We start from the raw sequence: 17,698 nt of genomic DNA, 5'->3' as shown, positions 1-17,698 counted from the left end.
ACAAGATAGCAATACTGTATGCCTAACCGTATAACGAGGGAAGGGCGGAGGCAACGGTGACCGACGACGGGGCGGTGACAACTTCCCGCGTGGACGACGTCCTTCACGTCACGCTCGACCGCCCGTCACGGCGCAACTCGTTGAGCCCGCCGATGGTGAACGCGTTCGTCGACGCACTGACCGAGGCCGCCACCGACGACTCTCTTCGCGCCGTCCACATTCGCGGCGGCGGAACCGATTTCTGCGCGGGCGTCGACTGGATTTCGGCCAACAGCGGCGAGCGTCCCCGCACCGGTGACCTCGTGCGCCGCGTCCCACACGGTGCGCACCGCGTGATCGAACTGGTCCACTCAATCCAGCTGCCCGTCGTGTGCAGCGTGCGCGGCTGGGCCGCCGGCCTGGGCTGCAACCTCGCACTGGCCGCCGATTTCACCGTCGCCAGCACCGACGCCGTGTTCTGGGAGCCGTTCCTGGACCGCGGCTTCAGCCCGGATTCGGGGTCGACGTGGCTGCTCCCCCGGTTGGTCGGGTTGGCGCGCGCGAAGAGCATGCTGCTGCTCGGTGAGAGGGTCAACGGAGCAGACGCCGTGGCATGGGGGCTCATCCACCGTTGCGCCGACGATACCGAACTCGACGACGTCGCCGCAGAGCTGTTGACCCGATTGGCCTCCGGACCGACCGTCGCGATCGGGCTCGCCAAGCAGGCGATTCACTACGGGCTGGACTCGACGCTCCCGCAAACGATGAACCAGGAGCTCTTCAACCTGGAACTGTCGTGTCGGACCAAGGATTTCAAGGAAGGCCTCGCGGCGTTCCGCGAGAAGCGCACACCGGAGTTCGGTGGCCGGTGACCAAAGGGAAAAGGACCCGATAATGTCAAAAGCCATGTCATCCTCCGGTTTCGAGGACATCACCTACGAGGTCGACGGGCACAAAGCCACGATCACGCTGAACCGCCCACAGGCGCTCAACGCACTGAGCCCGCACATGATCACTGAACTGCGCTCCGCGTACGACGAGGCCGAATCAGACGACAACATCTGGATACTCATCGTGACCGGTACCGGCCGCGCATTCTGCACCGGGGCCGACGCGAAACAGATCCCGGAGGACGGCAAGGTCATCAACGAGAGGGCTTACCTGTCGACCTACGACCAGTGGGAGGCACCCCAAGAGGGCACACCGCCCTTTCGCCGCATGGCCAAACCCGTGCTGGCCGCGATCAACGGCATCTGCTGCGGCGCAGGCCTGGACTGGGTCACGACGGGCGACATTGTCATCGCCTCGGACACGGCGACATTCTTCGACCCGCACGTCAGCATCGGCCTGGTAGCAGGGCGTGAAATGGTGCGGCTTGCCCGCGTGCTGCCCCGCAACATCGCGCTGCGCATGGCGCTGACAGGTAAGCACGAACGGATGGATGCGCAGCGCGCGTACGACCTCGGGATGATCTCCGAGATCGTCGACCACGACCGTCTTCTGGAACGCGCACACGAGATCGCCGACATGGTGAACTCGAACGCCCCTTTGGCTGTCCGGGGCACTCGGTTGGCCATTCACAAGACATTGGACCTGCCGCTCAACGAGGCCGAGATCCTCGCAGAAGCCTTTCGCGAGCGCAATCTGCACACAGCGGATTCGCTGGAGGGACCCAGGGCGTTCATGGAGAAACGCGCGCCGATCTGGCAATGCCGATGACCTCGAACAGCTTCGAGACCATCCTGCTCGATGTGGACGCCACCGCGCACGTTGCGACGATCACGCTGAACCGGCCGGACTCGCTCAACGCGTTCAACAGGGCGATGTGTCAGGAAATGGCCCAGGCGTGGCGGATCGTCAAGCTCGACGACACGGTCCATGCCGTGGTCGTACGTGCGGCGGGCGATCGGGCATTCTCCGCCGGTCTAGACATCAAATCCCCGTATGGTCAGCCGGAGAACGTCTGGAATCACGAAGATCCGGGCGAGTACCTCAGCCCCAAGTGGCAGAAGATGTGGAAGCCCGTCGTATGCGCGGTGCAAGGCATGTGCACCGCGGGCGCGTTCTATTTCGTCAACGAATCCGACGTCGTCATCTGCAGTGACGACGCGACCTTTTTCGACTCGCATGTCAGCGCGGGTCTGGTGTGCGCTCTGGAACCGATCGGCCTGATGCGCCGCGTCGGCTTGGGCGAAACACTGCGAATCGCGCTGATGGGCAACGACGAACGCGTGAGCGCCGGCACCGCGCTGCGGATCGGCCTGGTGTCCGAGGTCGTCTCCACCGACCAGCTGTGGGCCCGCGCCCACCAGATCGCGTCCGCGATCGCGGCCAAACCTCCGACAGCAACCCAGGGCACTGTGAAAGCCATCTGGGAATCTCTGGACAAGCCCTACCGCGCGGCCATGGAGCAGAACCTGATTTACACGAGATTGGGAAACCCCCTCGGGCAGGCTGAACTCGCCGACCGCGCTCCCGACGACACATTCACACCGAGGCTGCGCTGATGGCCGCACATCCGCTCAGCCGGCGCATCAGCGATGTACTGGATCTGCGACCCAAGGCTCCCGCGATCGAGTACGACGCCGAATGGCGGACGTGGGGTGAGATCGCCACGTTGGCGCGTCGCATCGAGGCGCTCGATGACGCAGGGCGTCAGGTCGGAATCCTGTTGCGTAACAAACCGTCTCACGTCGCCACATTCCTCGGTGTGCTGCTGGCCGGCGGGACCGTCGTCGTCATCAACCCCTCGCGCGGCGACGATCGGATCCGAGCTGACATCGAATCACTGCGCCTCCCATTGATCATCGGTACGGACAAAGATCTGTCGACGCTGGTCGCACCGGCGGCGCACACCGCGGCCGTGGCAATCGCTGGGCTCACGGACGCGCCCGCCGTGACCGCGGCAGACGAGCCGACCGGTGATGCCGGCCGCGCCGGCGTCGCGGTACGGATGCTGACCAGTGGTACGACGGGTCCGCCCAAGCGCATCGATCTCACCTACGACATGCTGGCCCGCAGCGTGATCGGCACCGACTTCGACACCGCACCGTCACCGACCGAACGACGGCGTGGCGTGGCTATCGTCAATGCCCCGCTGGTGCACATCGGCGGCGTGTTCCGAGTACTCCAATGCGTCTGCGAAGCAAGGTCATTCGCACTGCTGGATCGCTTCGAGCTCGACCGGTGGGCCGATGCGGTCCGTCGACACCGCCCGCAGGCGGTATCGCTGGTTCCCGCGGCCCTGCGCACCGTGCTTCATTCCGACTTGACCCGCGACGACCTGCACAGCATCCGCGCGGTGACCTCGGGTACCGCGCCGTTGTCCGCGGAGGATGCCGACGCGTTCACCGACAAGTTCGGTATTCCGGTCCTGACGTCCTACGCCGCAACGGAGTTCGGCGGAGGGGTGGCCGGCTGGTCACTGCGTGACTACCAGAAGTACTGGGCTACCAAGCGTGGCAGCGTCGGCAGGGCCACGCTCGGAGCGCAGTTGCGTGTCGTCGACGACAGCGGCACGCCTGTCGCCGACAATCAGCCAGGGCTGCTCGAGGTGCGGCCGGGGCAGCTCGGGCCGACCGGGGACTGGATGCGGACCACCGATATGGCCCGCATCGACGCGGACGGATTTCTCTGGATTCTCGGCCGCGCCGATCAGGCGATCATCCGGGGTGGCTTCAAGGTGATGCCCGACGATGTGCGCGGCGCGTTGGAGAGCCATCCGGCGGTCCAGGGTGCGGCGGTGGTCGGCCGACCCGATCAGCGGCTCGGCGAGACACCGGTGGCGATGGTCGAACTGCGAGCGACCGTCGAGGCGGACGCACTGCTCGACCACTTGCGAATGCGATTGGCAAGCTATGAGATTCCCACCGATATCGCGATCGTCGACCAAATTCCCAGAACACCGTCGGGCAAGGCCGACCTGACCGCCGTCCGCGGACACTTCGACACCGTCGACCATGCCTGACAACACCGTCGCCGCAGTGCTGCGAGAACAAGTGCGCCGCCGGGGCGAACATCCGCTGCTGATATGCGACAGCGGCCGCCTCAGCTACGCCGAGGCCCACCAACGCTCGACGAAGTTGGCATGCGGGCTGATCACGCTCGGCGCGGGTAAGGGCACTCACGTCGGAGTGCTGTACCCGAACGGGCCGGACTTCATCGTGGCAATGCTGGCCGCTGCCCGCATCGGCGCCGTCGTGATCCCCTTCTCGACCTTCGCCACCGCTCCCGAGATGGCGACGCAGCTCGCCCACGCCGACGTCGAGATCCTGCTCGCCACCGCTTCCTACCGCGGCCACGACTACCGCGAGAGATTGGCCCAGATCGACCGGGCCGGAATCCCGCTGCTACGGCACACCTTCTTCGATTCCGCGCCGCCGGTCGCCGTCGACTCGGAACTGCTGGAGGCGATGGAAGACGACGTCGACGCCTCGGACACGCTGGCGATCGTGTACACGTCGGGGTCGACGAGCGCACCGAAGGGTGTTGTCCATACACATGCGTCGCTACTCGACCATCAACTGGTGCTCAACGAGATCCGAGGGCTGGGCCCGACAGACAGATTGTTCTGCAACTCACCGTTCTTCTGGATAGGTGGTATCGCCTTCTCGATTCTGGCCGTGATGCTCGCCGGCGCCACGCTCGTGTGCTCCAACGCGGTCGACCCGGGCGAGACCCTTGACCTACTGGAAGCCGAAAAGCCCACCATGACGAATGGTTTCGTAGGCGGAATCACCTCGCTGGCCAGTCATCCCAGCCTCCCGACACGAGATCTGTCCTCGATGCGCCGCGGTAACCTCTACCCGATCATGGCTCCTGATGTGCGGCCGGCGGACCCCGAGCTGCGGCACACGATGCTCGGGATGACCGAGACCGGAAGCGTCATCACGATCAGCGAGGACGAATCCGACCAGCCCGAACATCGGCGTGGGTCGTTCGGCCGGCCGGCACCGGGATTCGACACCAAGGTCGTCGACGACACCGGCGAACGTGTCGGTGCCGGGGAGTTGGGTGAACTGTGTGTCCGCGGGCCATTTCTGATGCAACGCTATTACAAGCGCAGCCGTGAAGAGTGCTTCGACGCCGACGGATGGTTTCACACAGGCGATCTCGTCCGCACCGACGCCGACGGCTTCGTGTACTTCATCGGGCGACGCGGCGCAATGATCAAGACCGCGGGCGCCAACGTCGCGCCCGCCGAGGTGGAGAAGGCGATCGCCAAGGTTGCCGGATTCGCAGCGCACGTCGTCGGAATACCCGATCCCGAGCGCGGACAAATTGTGGCCGCGGTTGTTGCGCTGGACGAAGGTGCCGAATTCGACGAGGACGCGCTGCGTGAAAGCCTGAAGAGCGAGCTGTCGTCATACAAGATTCCGAGGCGCTTCGCCGCGGTGCCCGTCGCAGAGATTCCGGTGATGTCCAGCGGAAAAGTCGACATGCCCCGTCTCACAAAGGTCTTCGATGCCTGACACGATCGACCAGCTGGTGCGACTTCGAGCGGCCAACGAGGCGGGCAAGCCGATGGTCATCGACCCCGACGCCCGGCTCACGTACGCCGAACTCGACGCCACAAGCCGCGACCTGGCCGCCGCGTTCATCGCCACCGGTGTCGCCAAGGGCACGCGGGTGGGGCTGATCATGCCGAACTGTGCGCAGTGGGTACAGATCGCTGTGGCGCTCACCCGCATCGGCGCGGTGCTGGTGCCACTGAGCACGCTGCTGCAGCCGCCCGAGCTCGCCGCCGCGCTGCGCGCGGCTTCCGTCCAGTGCCTGATCACCGTGGCGGAATTCCGCGGCCACCGTTACCTCGACGACCTCGAGCCGTATCGGGTGGATCTCCCCGCACTTCGCAAAGTATGGACGGCCGACCGGCTTCCACGCCCCACCGACAATGCGCCCGTCGATGCGGTCGCCGAAACCGTCACGCCCAGCGACACACTCGCAATCATGTTCACATCGGGCAGCAGTGGCCCGCCCAAAGGTGTCATCCACTCGCACGGCAACGCGCTGGGCGCGGTGCGATCAGGCCTGGCGGCCCGCTGCATCGATGCCGACACCAGGCTGTATCTCCCGATGCCCTTCTTCTGGGTCGGCGGATTCGGCAGTGGTGTGCTGTCGGCACTGCTCGCCGGCGCCACGCTGGTCACCGAGCAGATCCCCCGCCCCGAGACGACGTTGCGACTGCTCGAGCGCGAACGCGTCACCCTGTTCCGCGGGTGGCCGGACCAGGCGGCGGCGCTGGCACGCCAAACTGATGCAGTGGCAGCCGATCTGTCATCGCTGCGTCCTGGCAGCCTCGAGGCGTTGTTACCCGCCGACCAGCGAGCCGAACCCGGCGCCAGGGCGAAGCTATTCGGGATGACCGAATCGTTCGGCCCATACTGCGGCTATCCGGCCGATACCGACATGCCGCGGTCGGCGTGGGGCAGCTGCGGAAAACCGTTCGACGGCATGGAGGTTCGGATCGTCGACCCCGACGATGGCACGCCCGTCCCCCGCGGCACTGTCGGGATGATCCAGCTCCGCGGACCCCACATGATGCGGGGCATCTGTCGCCGCAGTCACCATGAGCTGTTCACCGCCGACGGCTTCTACCCCACCGGCGACCTCGGCCACCTCGACGACGACGGTTTCATGTTCTACCACGGTCGCTCCGACGACATGTTCAAGGTCAGCGGCGCGACCGTGTACCCCAGCGAGGTCGAGGATGCGCTGCGCACGATCGAGGGGGTGGGCGGAGCCTTCGTCACGGAGGTGGACGGCGCCGTCGGCGCGGTCGTGATCTCCCGACTGGCTGCCGAAGAAATCCGGGATGCAGCACGCCAACGGTTGAGCGCCTTCAAGGTTCCCTCGGTGTGGCTGGCCGTCGACTCCGACGACGCGGTTCCCCGCAAGGCGACGGGCAAGGTCGATGTGCCCCAACTGCGCGAGCTACTGCGCGAGGCTACTGGACCACACCGCGCGACGTGAGGTGCTCGATCAGCGGCTTGGCCCCGGCCGCCAGATGCTCGGACATCGCTGTGCGAGCGAGGTTCTCGTCGCGCTTTTCCAACGCGAGCAGCAACCGGCGATGGTGCTTGTTCGACTTCTCCGGCCAGCCCGCGATGATCGGGAACACCGATTCGGGCGCGTAGCGGGTGATCTGCGACATCAGCTGCGCGAGTTTCGGCGAATCCGAGGCGACGTTGATCGCACGATGGAACTCGTGGTTGAGCCGCACCGCGCGTTCGTCGTCATCGGCGGCGTACGCGTCTTCCAGATCGGACTGGATCTGCTGAAGTGCACGTAGTTGATCGTCGGTGATGTTGGTTGCTGCGCGCGCGGCGAGTTCACCCCCGATATAGGCCTGCACGTCGGACACGTCGGTGAGGTCGCGACCGGTCACCGGCAGCACCACGAAGCCGCGATGCGGCTGTTGTGCGAGCAGGCCCTCGGCCTTCAATTCGAACAACGCCTCGCGCACCGGGGTGACACTGACGCCGAGATCCGCCGCGAGTTGGTCCAGCCGCACGTAGGTCCCTGCGGCGTAGGAGCCGTCGAAGATCCGCTTACGCACGATGCGCGCGACGTCTTCGGCCAGTTGCGTCCTGGCCAGCGCGTGGGGAAGCTCGGGAACGGACACGGGTCAGATCCGATAGTCGGCGAGCAGGCGCTTGCTGATGATGTTCTTCTGGATTTCGCTGGTCCCCTCGCCGATCAGCAGGAATGGCGCGTCACGCATCAGGCGCTCGATCTCGTATTCCTTGGAGTAGCCGTAGCCGCCGTGAATCCGGAAGCTCTGCTGGGTCACCTCCGAGCAGAACTCGCTGGCAAGGTATTTCGCCATTCCCGCCGCGACGTCGTTACGTTCGCCGGAATCCTTCAGCCGCGCGGCGTTGACCATCATCAGATGTGCCGCCTCGACCTTGGTCGCCATCTCGGCCAACTGGAACGCGATGGCCTGGTGTTCGGCGATCGGCTTGCCGAACGTCTGCCGCTGCTGTGCGTATTTCACGGCGAGCTCGAACGCGCGGATTCCGACCCCGCACGCCCTCGCCGACACGTTGACACGACCGACCTCGATACCGTCCATCATCTGGAAGAAACCCTGACCGGGGGCTTCCCCGAGAATGTCGTCGGCCTGCGCAACGTACCCGTCGAAGATCAGCTCGGTGGTGTCGATGCCCTTGTAGCCCAGCTTGTCGATCTTCCCGGGAATGGTCAGTCCCGGAGCGACTTCACCGAAGCCCGTTGGCTTTTCGATCAGGAAGGCGGTCAGGTTGCGGTGCGGCTTGTCCGCGCCCTCGTCGGTGCGCACCAGCGCCGCGACCAGGGTCGAGCTACCGCCGTTGGTCAGCCACATCTTCTGGCCGTCGATCGTGTACGTGCCGTCGTCGTTGTGCTTGCCTCGGGTGCGGATCGCTGCGACGTCGGACCCGAGCTCGGGTTCGGACATCGAGAACGCGCCGCGGGTTTCGCCGGTGGCCATCCGCGGCAGGTAATGCTGCTTCTGCGCATCGGTGCCGTGCTGGCGGATCATGTACGCCACGATGAAGTGGGTGTTGATCACGCCGGAGACACTCATCCAGCCGCGGGCAAGCTCCTCGACGCACAACGCGTAGGTCAGCAGCGACTCGCCGAGGCCGCCGTACTCCTCGGGGATCATCAACCCGAACAGACCCATCTCCCGCATCTGGTCCACGATGGCCTGCGGGTAGGTGTCTGCGTGTTCGAGTTCCTGCGCGGCGGGAATGATCTCCTTGTCAACGAATTGCCGTACGTTGGCGACGATCTCGGTCTGGAACTCGGTCAAACCGAGCGTCTGGGCGATCCTGCTCATGCGCTCACCCTTTCGAAGATCGCGGCCAGGCCCTGCCCGCCGCCGATGCACATGGTCTCCAACCCGTACCGGGCACCGCGGCGGTTCAACTCGCGTGCGAGTGTCGCCAGCATTCGTCCGCCGGTCGCACCGACCGGGTGGCCCAGCGAGATACCCGAACCGTGCACGTTCGTCCGGTCGTGATCGGCGGCGGTGAATTCCCACGCCCGCATCACCGCCAGCGCCTGTGCGGCGAACGCCTCGTTGAGTTCGATCAGGTCGATATCGCTGAGCGACAGTCCCGCCTTGGCGAGTGCCGCTTCGGTCGCGGGTACGGGCCCGATGCCCATGATGTTGGGGGCCACGCCTGCCGATCCCCACGACACCAGCCGGACCAGCGGCGTGAGGCCGAGTTCGGCGGCCTTCTCCGGCGTGGTCACGATGCACATGGATGCCGCGTCGTTCTGCCCGCTGGCATTGCCCGCCGTGACGGTCGCGTCGGGATCACTCTTCAGCAGAACAGGTTTCAGCATCGCCAGCGACTCCACAGTGGTGTCGGCGCGGGGGTGTTCGTCGGTGTCGATCAGTTCCTCACCCTGACGGGTCGAGACGGTGACGGGGATGATCTCCTCGGCGAGGATCCCGTCCTTCTGCGCGGCGACCGCCCGCTGGTGCGACGTCACCGCGAGCTCGTCCTGCTCCTGCCTGGAGATCGAGTACTGCTTGCGGAGGTTCTCCGCGGTCTCCAGCATGCCTCCGGGGACCGGATAGTGCTTACCGCCGGCGGTGGTGCGTCCGCGTGCGAGCGCGTCGTGCACCTGGACACCGGATCGGGCTCCGCCCCAACGCATGTCGGTGGAATAGAAGGGGACATTGCTCATGCTCTCGGCACCGCCCGCGACGACGAGGTCGTTGTCCCCGTTGGCAACCTGCAGGCACGCCTGGATCACCGCCTGCAAACCCGAGCCGCATCGGCGGTCGACCTGCATACCCGGCACCGTCACCGGCAGACCGGCGTCGAGCGCGACGACCCGGCCGATCGCGGGTGCCTCACTGCTCGGATAGCAGTGCCCGAGGATGACGTCTTGCACCGCCGCGGGATCGATCCCGGTGCGTTCGAGCAACCCGGTGAGCGCCGTGACGCCGAGGTCCACCGCGGTCAACGATTTGAACATCCCGCCGTAGCGGCCGATCGGCGTCCGCACCGGTTCGCAGATGACGGCTTCGCGACTCATACGTGCCTCCCACCTGTCACCTCGAGGACCGTGCCGGTCATGTAGGACGACAGATCGCTGGCGAGAAACAGCGCGACCTTGGCCACTTCAGCCGGTTCGCCGGCGCGGCCCATCGGTACCTCCGCCAGCTTCTGGTCCCAAATATGTTGGGGCATGGCCTCGGTCATCGCGGATCGGATGAGCCCCGGCTGGATCGCGTTGACCCGCACGCCGAGATGAGCGAGTTCCTTGGCCGCGGCCTTCGTCATGCCGACGATGCCCGCCTTGGCCGCCGAGTAGTTCGTCTGGCCGATCAAACCGACCTTGCCCGAGATCGACGACATGTTGACGATCGCGCCGCGCTTGTTCTCGCGCATGATCGCCGCCGCCGCCTTGGTGCCGTTCCACGTGCCCTTCAGGTGGACGGCGATCACCTGGTCGAACTGCTCCTCGGTCATCTTGCGAAGCGTCGCATCGCGGGTGATCCCGGCGTTGTTGACCATGATGTCCAGGCCACCGAACCGTTCGGTCGCGGCGGCGACCAGCGCATCCACCTCATCGGCCTTCGTCACATCGCAGCGGACGGCGAGCGCATGTTGCTCTCCCCCGAGTTGTTTCGCCGCGGCCTCGGTGGCGCCGAGGTCCAGATCACCGAGCACGACGCGCGCGCCCTCGGCGATGAACCGCTCCGCGATCGCGTACCCGAGGCCCTGCGCGCCTCCGGTGACGACCGCGGTCTGACCTGTCAGCAACGACACCTGATCACCCCTCTTTACTGGTCGGGCCCTGAACGGGGCCCCGTCAGACCGACATCATATTTCATATATGATTTTCCCGGCCGACGACCCTCCCGCACCGAAGAGGAGCATCGATGACGACGACCGAAGTCAGCGACGAGGACTTTCAAGAGATCCTGGCGCAGACACGCACCTTCGTGCGCACCGCCGTCGTCCCGCGCGAACAGGAGATCCTCGCCGACGACCGCGTGCCCGACGATCTGCGCGACCAAGCCAAGAAGATGGGCTTGTTCGGCTACGCGATCCCCCAGGAGTGGGGCGGGCTCGGCCTGAACCTGGCGCAGGACGTCGAACTGGCGATGGAGCTGGGCTACACGTCGCTGGCGCTGCGGTCGATGTTCGGCACCAACAACGGCATCGCCGGGCAGGTTCTCGTCGGGTTCGGCACCGACGAGCAGAAGGCGCAGTGGCTCGAGCCGATGGCCACTGGCGACGTCGTCGCCTCCTTCGCATTGACCGAACCGGGCGCCGGGTCGAATCCGTCCGGCCTCCGGACAAAGGCGGTCCGCGATGGCTCGGGAGACAACCCAGACTGGATCATCAACGGCCAGAAGCGTTTCATCACCAACGCACCGACCGCGAACCTGTTCATCGTGTTTGCGCGCACCCGCCCGGCCGACGACGACGGCGCGGGCATCGCGGTCTTTCTCGTGCCCGCCGACGCGCCCGGCGTGGTCGTCGGCGCCAAGGACGCCAAGATGGGCCAGGAAGGCGCGTGGACGTCGGACGTCAGCTTCGACGACGTTCGCGTGTCCGCCTCCGCGCTCATCGGCGGCAGTGAGGACATCGGATACCGCGCCGCCATGATCTCGCTGGCCCGTGGCCGCGTTCACATCGCCGCGCTGTCCGTGGGCACCGCGCAGCGCGCGCTCGACGAGTCCGTCGCCTACGCGGCGACGGCCACCCAGGGCGGCACACCAATCGGCAACTTCCAGCTCGTGCAGGCCATGATCGCCGATCAACAAACCGGCGTGCTGGCCGGCCGAGCCCTGGTGCGGGAGACCGCACGGGCGTGGGTCAGCGGAGAAGATCGTCGGATCGCGCCGTCCGCGGCAAAGCTGTTCTGCACCGAAATGGTCGGCCAGGTAGCCGATCTCGCGGTCCAGATCCACGGCGGAAGCGGCTACATGCGCGAAGTGCCCGTGGAACGCATCTACCGCGACGTGCGCTTGCTGCGACTCTACGAGGGCACCAGCGAAATCCAGCGGCTCATCATTGGGGCGAACCTCGTCAAGACAGCACAACAGGACAGCAGATGAGCGGGCGCTTAAGCGGCAGGGTGGCATTCATCACCGGAGCAGCGCGTGGCCAGGGCCGCGCACATGCGGTCCGGATGGCGAAGGAAGGCGCCGATGTCATCGCCGTCGACGTCGCCGGCCCGCTGCCCGCTTGTGTGCCGTACCCGTCGGCGACGCCGGAGGACCTCAAGGAGACGGTGCGGCTGGCCGAGGCCGCCGGGGGCCGCGTCCTATCGGCCGCGGTCGACACTCGCGACCATGATGGGCTGCGCAAGGTCGTCGACGACGGCGTCGCCGAGTTCGGCAGGCTCGACATCATCGTCGCCAACGCCGGCGTCACCGCGCCGCACGCCTGGAATGCCATCACTCCCGAGGAGTGGCGAGACGTCATCGACATCAACCTCACCGGCACCTGGAACACCGTGATGGCCGGCGCGCAGCACATCGTGGACGGTGGCCGCGGCGGGTCGATCGTCCTGATCAGCTCTGCTGCCGGAGTCAAGTTCCAGCCGTTCATGATTCACTACACCGCCAGCAAGCACGCTGTCACCGGGATGGCCCGAGCATTTGCCGCCGAACTCGGCACGCACTCGATCCGCGTCAACAGCGTGCACCCGGGCCCCGTCGTCACGGAGATGGGTTCCCCTGAGATGGTCGAGGCGATCGCCAAGGCGGCGGAAGTCGTCGGCAACCACGCGCTGTTGAACGTGCTGACGCCGTTCTTGCCGACCTGGGTAGCTCAGCCCGAAGACATTGCCGACGCCGTCTGCTGGTTGGCCAGCGATGAGTCGAAAATGGTGACAGCCCAGGCGATATCGGTCGACCAGGGTTCGACGCAGTTCTGACGCTTGGCGATCTGGGGCCGACGCGAAGCCCAGGACTACGCCAAAAAGCGGACGATCGATTCCGCCACGGCGGCGGGCTTCTCCGAGCCCTCGATCTCCACGGTCGTCGTCATCGTCGCCTGCGCACCGCCGTCGAGCTGATCGACCTTCGTGAGCTCTGCGCGCGCTCGGATCTTGGCGCCCACCTTGACCGGCGTGATGAAGCGAACCTTGTTGTAGCCGTAGTTGATTGCCATCGTGATGTTCTCGACCGTGTACAGCTGATGGGAGAAGTGCGGAATCAGTGACAGCGTCAGCAATCCATGTGCGATCGTTCCGCCGAACGGGCCGTTGGCCGCGCGTTCGGGGTTGACATGGATCCACTGATGATCATCGGTGGCGTCCGCGAATGTGTTGACGCGGTCCTGCGTGACCTCGAGCCACTCCGTCGGACCGAGCTGGCTGCCTTGCGCCGCGATCAACTCATCGAGCCCACTGAACGTTTTCACTGCCGCTCCTTTTGAAAAAGCCATTGTCTGGTTGCCGTGCGGATGATCCGGTCCTCACAGTGCCACAACACCGGCAGCGACAAACGAAGCGTTCCACATTTCGAACCGAGCTCGAGAACCTGCGGTGGGCGACGGAAACAGCCTGTCAGGCCGATTCTTCGGATTCCCAGGCGCCGCCGGAGGGGCGATCCAGGACGGCCAGCGCGGGCGAAAGGACCTGTTGTACCCGATTTCCGCCTTCGCGGCGGGCTTGACGCATCGCCGTGGTGGCGATCGCGAGGAGTTCGTCGAGGACGTCGTACGGAGGGTGCCCTGCCAGCGGGCTCAGCGGAGTGCTCACCACGCCGATACTGGCGGTCAGTCGGCTGGGCGACGTGGCGATCGTCCCCCGCACCCGCTCCAACAAGGGGGATGGATCATCGCTGGTGAGGATGTCGGCGATGAAGAACTCCGCATCGGCTACGTGGGCGAGCACAGCGACGCGGCGGACCGTTTCGCGCAACTGCTGGCCGATGGCGACTCGCGCCCGGTTGGCCGCCACGACGCCGGCCATGTCCTGTAGGAGCGAGAAGCTGTCGAGATTCACCACGGCCACCGCGAGGTACCGGTCATCGCCGCGGGCTCGCGAACTCATGAGCGTTGCGACCTTCTCGGCGAAGGCATCCCGGGTCAGCAGGCTGGTCAGTGGCTCGACGTCGTCGAACATCGACTCGCTGTTGATCGACCGCAGCAGCGTCCGACAAGCGAACACCACAAAGGCATTCACGAGTGCGACAAGAAGTGCGCCGCAGACCGCCAACGCCGGATTGGTCTCGGCTATCCGAACCGCAAGAACCACGATTGTTGCGCCGCCGACCAACCACATGAACATGAGCAACCGCATCGAGTGGAACAGCGCGACGAAGCCGCCCACGATTGCGAACGCTGTCGATCCCAGAAGCCCGACAACAGGATCGCCCTGAATCAGGGTGGCAACCGCTGTGTAGAGGGACCCGACGACGACACACACTTCCGACGCGATCCGACTGGGCCAGCGACTCCGCAGCCAGGATGCGGCCATCGCGAAAGCGGCCACCCCGCCCACCACCGCCACCCATCGGTCCCACGTGCCGGACGGGCTGGGGGAGCCAAAGGCCAACGCCAACGGAATGACTCCGCAGAAAGCTATGAACGCTGCGATTGCCCGACACGTCGTCGTTTGCGCTCCGCGCGCCGCGAGAAACGCTGTCAGCCAATAGTAATGATCGCGGCTGGGTTCTTTGCGCCCGCCAGCGGTCATCACCGGTCACCCCTTATGGATGGCACGCGGACCTCGGCATTGATCAATGTTAACGCCTGGAAAATGGTCGCGGGGGTAGTAGCTGACGAAGTTAACGGGCCTGTCACCTTCATCAGCCAGAGTTGGCACACTTTCATCTCGTCGCTTGATTGTATGGGCACCGTGAAAACGCCAGTCCACCGACCGAGAGGGGACACGACCTGGCGGTTGCCGGAAGGGCGGTCAGATATGAATCGGGTCATTGTTGATCAATCGTCCGCTCCGCAAGATGATCCCCGTCAGAATCGCGCCGACGAGGAACAGCCCGCTCGCGATGTGAAAGGCCACGGTGTACCCGTGGATGGCCCCGGTTGCCGCGACAGCGGGGGTAGGCGGTCGGTGGTTGTGGATATAGCGATCCAGCACGGTGGTGAAGATCGTCGACAGGGCGGCGGTACCGACCGTTCCGCCGATCTGCTGACTGGTGTTGACCATCGCCGAGGCGACGCCGGCGTCCTCGGTGGCGACACCGCTCGTCGCGGTAGCCACCGCCGGTGAGAACGCCATCCCCATGCCGAGACCGAGCAAGATGCTCGGGCCGAGGATGTCGCGGATGTACGTCGCATCGACCGTGAGCCCGCCAAGCCAGGCCATCCCTGCCGCTGCCACGACCATGCCCGTCGGGATGATCGGACGCGGCCCGACGCGGCGCATCAACACCGTGTTCGCCAATGCGGCGGCGAGCCCGATACCCGCGGCCATCGGCAGGAAGGCGACACCTGTGGCGAGTGGGCTGTACAACAGGTCGCGCTGCATGAAATAGGTGAGGAACAGGAACGCCGCGAACATCGCGCAAAACGTGACGGCGATCGTCAGGTAGGCGCCACCTCGGTTGCGATCCGCGACGATCTGAAGAGGTAGCAGCGGCGCTTGCACCCGCGTTTCGATGACGACGAAGGCCATGATCAGCACCGCCGACGCGGTGAGCAGAACGACGGTGATCGGTGCGGTCCAGCCGTCCGACTCCGCCGTTGACAAGCCGTACACCAGACAGAAGAGGCCGCCGCTCGCGGATACCGCACCCGGCCAGTCGAGCCCGGCCCGGCGCTGTCGCGGGGCGGCTCGCACGATGAAGAACGCGCCGACCGCGGCGGGCAACGCCAACGCCAGGTTGATGTAGAGGCACCACCGCCACGACAGCCACTCCGTCACCGCGCCGCCGACAAGCAGTCCAACGACAGCGCCGCTGGCCGCGATCGCGGAGAAGACGGCGAACGCTCTCGCGCGGTCTTCGGGTTCGGTGAACGTGATGTTGAGGGTGGACAGGGCCGCCGGGGCAAGGATGGCAGCGAAAACTCCCTGGCCCGCGCGCGCCGCGATCAGCATCGCGAACCCGTCGGCGGCGCCGCCGAAAGCAGACGCCGCCGCGAATCCGAGCAGTCCGATGATCAGCGTGCGGCGGACACCCACCCGGTCGGACAACCGGCCCCCGAGCAACAGCAGACTGCCGAAGGCCAACGAGTAAGCCGTGATCACCCACTGCCGGCTCGCGACGTCGAATCCGAGTTCGTCTTGAGCCGACGGCAGAGCGATGTTCACGATGGTGATGTCGAGGACGACCATCAGCTGCGCAGCCCCGATGACGCCCAACACCGACCACCGCCGAGTCGGAACCGACGCGGCCGTCGGATCAGCCGCGCGCCGAGGCGGGCGCCATTCATCGCGACGGCCAGAAACTCGATGACTCATCTTCTCCCTGTCGGCTGGCGGCGCAGGTACCCAGACATCAACGCCCTTCGGGCGAGTGGACTCGCCTCCCCCGGATCGCCCGTACACCGAAGCCGGGCAGGCCGCAGCCTACGGGCAATCAGGGGGTCCGCATTGTTGATTCGGAAACTAATCAGGCGGCCGGTGCGAGTACCACCGCCGAGTTGTGTCCACCCATCCCCAGCGACGTTTTCAGCGTCAGCGCACCGGGTTTCATACGCGTGGGCCCATCCAGCAGTCGCGGGTGACCGGGAGCCACGGTCGGCGGCGCAGGAACGGTTCCATGCTCATAGCCCAGTGCGGCCGCGGCGAGCTCGACGGCCGCCGCGGCGCCCTGGCAGTGGCCGACCATCTGCTTGATGGAGTAGATGCCCGGCGTGCCGTGCAGCACCTCGTCGACGATTCCGGCCTCTGCGGCGTCGCATTGCTGGGTGCCCGGTCCGTGAGCGTTGAGATAGGAGATCTCGTCGGTCGACGTGTTCGCCGCGCTCAGCGCGTTGCGGACACACTGGTCGATGTACGTACGGGCGGGGTCGACTGACGTCAGGTGGTGAGCGTCGTGGGACATGTCGCCTCCGAGCATTTGTGCATAGGGCCGCTCGGCGCCTTTGGACAGGACGAAGGAGACCGCGGCTTCGCCCGCCGGAAAGCCTCGGCTGCCCTCCTGGAACGGGCGGCACGCGTCGAGCGGTTCGACGTCGACGACGCCGACGCCGAGGCGTACGAAATGTTCCACGTTCTCCGGCGTCAGCGACAGGTCCGTGGATACGAACACCACGTCGTCGACGAAGCCGCTGTCCAGCCACATCTTCGCGGTGATCAACCCGGCGTTGCCCGACGAGCACATCGCCGAGACATTCATCGCGGGCCCGTGGAAGTCGTACTCCTGCATCAGCATCGACACCGGCGTGGACGGCATCAGGGTGAGGTAGTCGCGAATTCTGCGATGGGCCGCGTCCTTGAGGTAGAAGTCGCGCCACCCCTCGACCTCGGAGATCACCACGGCGTGCAGCAGCCCAACCCTGCGGCCGGGCACCCAGCCCCGCTCGAGTGCGTCGGTCACGGCTTCGCGGGCGGCCCCACGCATGGCGCGGGAAAACCTGGTGAGCCCGTCGAGCGGATTGCCCTCGTCGGCGATCTGCGCCACCCACGCATCCTCATCACCGCTCGAACCGAACCCACCGACCAATTTTGCGGCAGGCTTGCCGCTGAGCAAGCCGGTCCACAGCGGCTCCGCGCCCCAGCCATACCCCGTTACTGCACCGATCCCGGTAATGGTCATCGGTCCTACCATGATTTATCGCCTCTCTGT

16 protein-coding genes are annotated in these 17,698 nt (G+C 65.8%); 8 read left to right on the top strand and 8 right to left on the bottom strand.

Annotation, left to right across the window (positions count from 1 at the left end; all coding sequences use genetic code 11):
• Positions 1-56 precede the first annotated feature (56 nt).
• The 6 genes from G6N42_RS02130 to G6N42_RS02105 are packed head-to-tail and all read left to right on the top strand — an operon-like array spanning position 57 to position 6,951.
• Positions 57-851, top strand: a complete 795-nt coding sequence (locus tag G6N42_RS02130; RefSeq protein ID WP_163725424.1) for an enoyl-CoA hydratase/isomerase family protein — start codon at positions 57-59, stop codon at positions 849-851.
• A 34-nt stretch (positions 852-885) separates the two neighbouring features.
• A complete protein-coding gene (locus tag G6N42_RS02125; RefSeq protein WP_163725422.1) occupies positions 886-1,698 on the top strand; it encodes an enoyl-CoA hydratase/isomerase family protein in 813 nt (270 codons plus the stop codon).
• Positions 1,689-2,486, top strand: a complete 798-nt coding sequence (locus G6N42_RS02120; RefSeq protein ID WP_174261995.1) for an enoyl-CoA hydratase/isomerase family protein — start codon at positions 1,689-1,691, stop codon at positions 2,484-2,486. The genes G6N42_RS02125 and G6N42_RS02120 overlap by 10 nt, the downstream gene beginning before the upstream one ends.
• The gene (locus G6N42_RS02115; protein ID WP_163725415.1) at positions 2,486-3,946 is read left to right on the top strand and encodes a class I adenylate-forming enzyme family protein; all 1,461 of its coding nucleotides are present in this window, start codon (positions 2,486-2,488) and stop codon (positions 3,944-3,946) included. Before G6N42_RS02120 ends, G6N42_RS02115 begins: the two co-directional genes overlap by 1 nt.
• Complete coding sequence (locus G6N42_RS02110; RefSeq protein WP_163725412.1) at positions 3,939-5,450, top strand: class I adenylate-forming enzyme family protein; 1,512 nt, start codon at positions 3,939-3,941, stop codon at positions 5,448-5,450. The genes G6N42_RS02115 and G6N42_RS02110 overlap by 8 nt, the downstream gene beginning before the upstream one ends.
• Positions 5,443-6,951 carry a class I adenylate-forming enzyme family protein gene (locus tag G6N42_RS02105; protein ID WP_163725410.1) on the top strand — a complete coding sequence of 503 codons (1,509 nt, stop codon included), beginning with the start codon at positions 5,443-5,445 and terminating at the stop codon, positions 6,949-6,951. Before G6N42_RS02110 ends, G6N42_RS02105 begins: the two co-directional genes overlap by 8 nt.
• Here G6N42_RS02105 and G6N42_RS02100 read toward each other — a convergent pair.
• From G6N42_RS02100 to fabG, 4 genes are read right to left on the bottom strand one after another with little or no spacing between them, the layout of a single operon-like run.
• The gene (locus G6N42_RS02100) at positions 6,926-7,603 is read right to left on the bottom strand and encodes a GntR family transcriptional regulator (RefSeq protein ID WP_163725407.1); all 678 of its coding nucleotides are present in this window, start codon (positions 7,601-7,603) and stop codon (positions 6,926-6,928) included. The genes G6N42_RS02105 and G6N42_RS02100 overlap by 26 nt on opposite strands.
• A 3-nt stretch (positions 7,604-7,606) precedes the next feature.
• Complete coding sequence (locus G6N42_RS02095) at positions 7,607-8,800, bottom strand: acyl-CoA dehydrogenase family protein (protein ID WP_163725404.1); 1,194 nt, start codon at positions 8,798-8,800, stop codon at positions 7,607-7,609.
• Positions 8,797-10,014 (bottom strand): acetyl-CoA C-acetyltransferase, encoded by a 1,218-nt coding sequence (locus G6N42_RS02090; protein ID WP_163725402.1) that lies wholly within the window; start codon positions 10,012-10,014, stop codon positions 8,797-8,799. Before G6N42_RS02090 ends, G6N42_RS02095 begins: the two co-directional genes overlap by 4 nt.
• The gene (gene fabG, locus G6N42_RS02085) at positions 10,011-10,751 is read right to left on the bottom strand and encodes a 3-oxoacyl-ACP reductase FabG (RefSeq protein ID WP_163725399.1); all 741 of its coding nucleotides are present in this window, start codon (positions 10,749-10,751) and stop codon (positions 10,011-10,013) included. Before fabG ends, G6N42_RS02090 begins: the two co-directional genes overlap by 4 nt.
• A 113-nt stretch (positions 10,752-10,864) precedes the next feature.
• Here fabG and G6N42_RS02080 point away from each other — a divergent pair, with 113 nt between their 5' ends.
• Both G6N42_RS02080 and G6N42_RS02075 read left to right on the top strand, forming a co-directional pair.
• A complete protein-coding gene (locus G6N42_RS02080; protein WP_163725396.1) occupies positions 10,865-12,049 on the top strand; it encodes an acyl-CoA dehydrogenase family protein in 1,185 nt (394 codons plus the stop codon).
• Positions 12,046-12,873 carry a mycofactocin-coupled SDR family oxidoreductase gene (locus G6N42_RS02075; protein WP_163725393.1) on the top strand — a complete coding sequence of 276 codons (828 nt, stop codon included), beginning with the start codon at positions 12,046-12,048 and terminating at the stop codon, positions 12,871-12,873. Before G6N42_RS02080 ends, G6N42_RS02075 begins: the two co-directional genes overlap by 4 nt.
• Positions 12,874-12,908: 35 nt before the next feature.
• Here G6N42_RS02075 and G6N42_RS02070 read toward each other — a convergent pair whose 3' ends face one another.
• The 4 genes from G6N42_RS02070 to G6N42_RS02055 form a co-directional block, all read right to left on the bottom strand.
• Positions 12,909-13,361 (bottom strand): MaoC family dehydratase, encoded by a 453-nt coding sequence (locus G6N42_RS02070; protein ID WP_163725390.1) that lies wholly within the window; start codon positions 13,359-13,361, stop codon positions 12,909-12,911.
• A 145-nt stretch (positions 13,362-13,506) separates the two neighbouring features.
• Positions 13,507-14,640 (bottom strand): GGDEF domain-containing protein, encoded by a 1,134-nt coding sequence (locus tag G6N42_RS02065; protein ID WP_163725387.1) that lies wholly within the window; start codon positions 14,638-14,640, stop codon positions 13,507-13,509.
• A gap of 222 nt (positions 14,641-14,862) precedes the next feature.
• Positions 14,863-16,368 carry an MFS transporter gene (locus tag G6N42_RS02060; protein ID WP_163725384.1) on the bottom strand — a complete coding sequence of 502 codons (1,506 nt, stop codon included), beginning with the start codon at positions 16,366-16,368 and terminating at the stop codon, positions 14,863-14,865.
• A gap of 151 nt (positions 16,369-16,519) precedes the next feature.
• Positions 16,520-17,680, bottom strand: coding sequence for a beta-ketoacyl synthase N-terminal-like domain-containing protein (locus G6N42_RS02055; protein ID WP_163725381.1), 1,161 nt, complete (start codon positions 17,678-17,680; stop codon positions 16,520-16,522).
• Between the last annotated feature and the right edge of the window lie 18 nt (positions 17,681-17,698).

It is taken from the genome of Mycobacterium gallinarum (genome assembly GCF_010726765.1).
In the GTDB taxonomy this organism is placed as follows: domain Bacteria; phylum Actinomycetota; class Actinomycetes; order Mycobacteriales; family Mycobacteriaceae; genus Mycobacterium; species Mycobacterium gallinarum.
The sequence above is the reverse complement of the archived record's forward strand: the minus strand, read 5'-3'. Positions and strand labels throughout refer to the sequence as shown.

What these genes read in the sequence shown, in the direction of transcription:
- G6N42_RS02125 (WP_163725422.1), top strand. Translation starts at nt 886, where the DNA reads ATGTCATCCTCCGGTTTCGAGGACATCACCTACGAGGTCGACGGGCAC.
- G6N42_RS02120 (WP_174261995.1), top strand. Translation starts at nt 1,689, where the DNA reads ATGCCGATGACCTCGAACAGCTTCGAGACCATCCTGCTCGATGTGGAC.
- G6N42_RS02115 (WP_163725415.1), top strand. Translation starts at nt 2,486, where the DNA reads ATGGCCGCACATCCGCTCAGCCGGCGCATCAGCGATGTACTGGATCTG.
- G6N42_RS02110 (WP_163725412.1), top strand. Translation starts at nt 3,939, where the DNA reads ATGCCTGACAACACCGTCGCCGCAGTGCTGCGAGAACAAGTGCGCCGC.
- G6N42_RS02105 (WP_163725410.1), top strand. Translation starts at nt 5,443, where the DNA reads ATGCCTGACACGATCGACCAGCTGGTGCGACTTCGAGCGGCCAACGAG.
- G6N42_RS02095 (WP_163725404.1), bottom strand. Translation starts at nt 8,800, where the DNA reads ATGAGCAGGATCGCCCAGACGCTCGGTTTGACCGAGTTCCAGACCGAG.
- G6N42_RS02090 (WP_163725402.1), bottom strand. Translation starts at nt 10,014, where the DNA reads ATGAGTCGCGAAGCCGTCATCTGCGAACCGGTGCGGACGCCGATCGGC.
- G6N42_RS02080 (WP_163725396.1), top strand. Translation starts at nt 10,865, where the DNA reads ATGACGACGACCGAAGTCAGCGACGAGGACTTTCAAGAGATCCTGGCG.
- G6N42_RS02075 (WP_163725393.1), top strand. Translation starts at nt 12,046, where the DNA reads ATGAGCGGGCGCTTAAGCGGCAGGGTGGCATTCATCACCGGAGCAGCG.
- G6N42_RS02065 (WP_163725387.1), bottom strand. Translation starts at nt 14,640, where the DNA reads ATGACCGCTGGCGGGCGCAAAGAACCCAGCCGCGATCATTACTATTGG.
- G6N42_RS02060 (WP_163725384.1), bottom strand. Translation starts at nt 16,368, where the DNA reads ATGAGTCATCGAGTTTCTGGCCGTCGCGATGAATGGCGCCCGCCTCGG.
- G6N42_RS02055 (WP_163725381.1), bottom strand. Translation starts at nt 17,680, where the DNA reads ATGGTAGGACCGATGACCATTACCGGGATCGGTGCAGTAACGGGGTAT.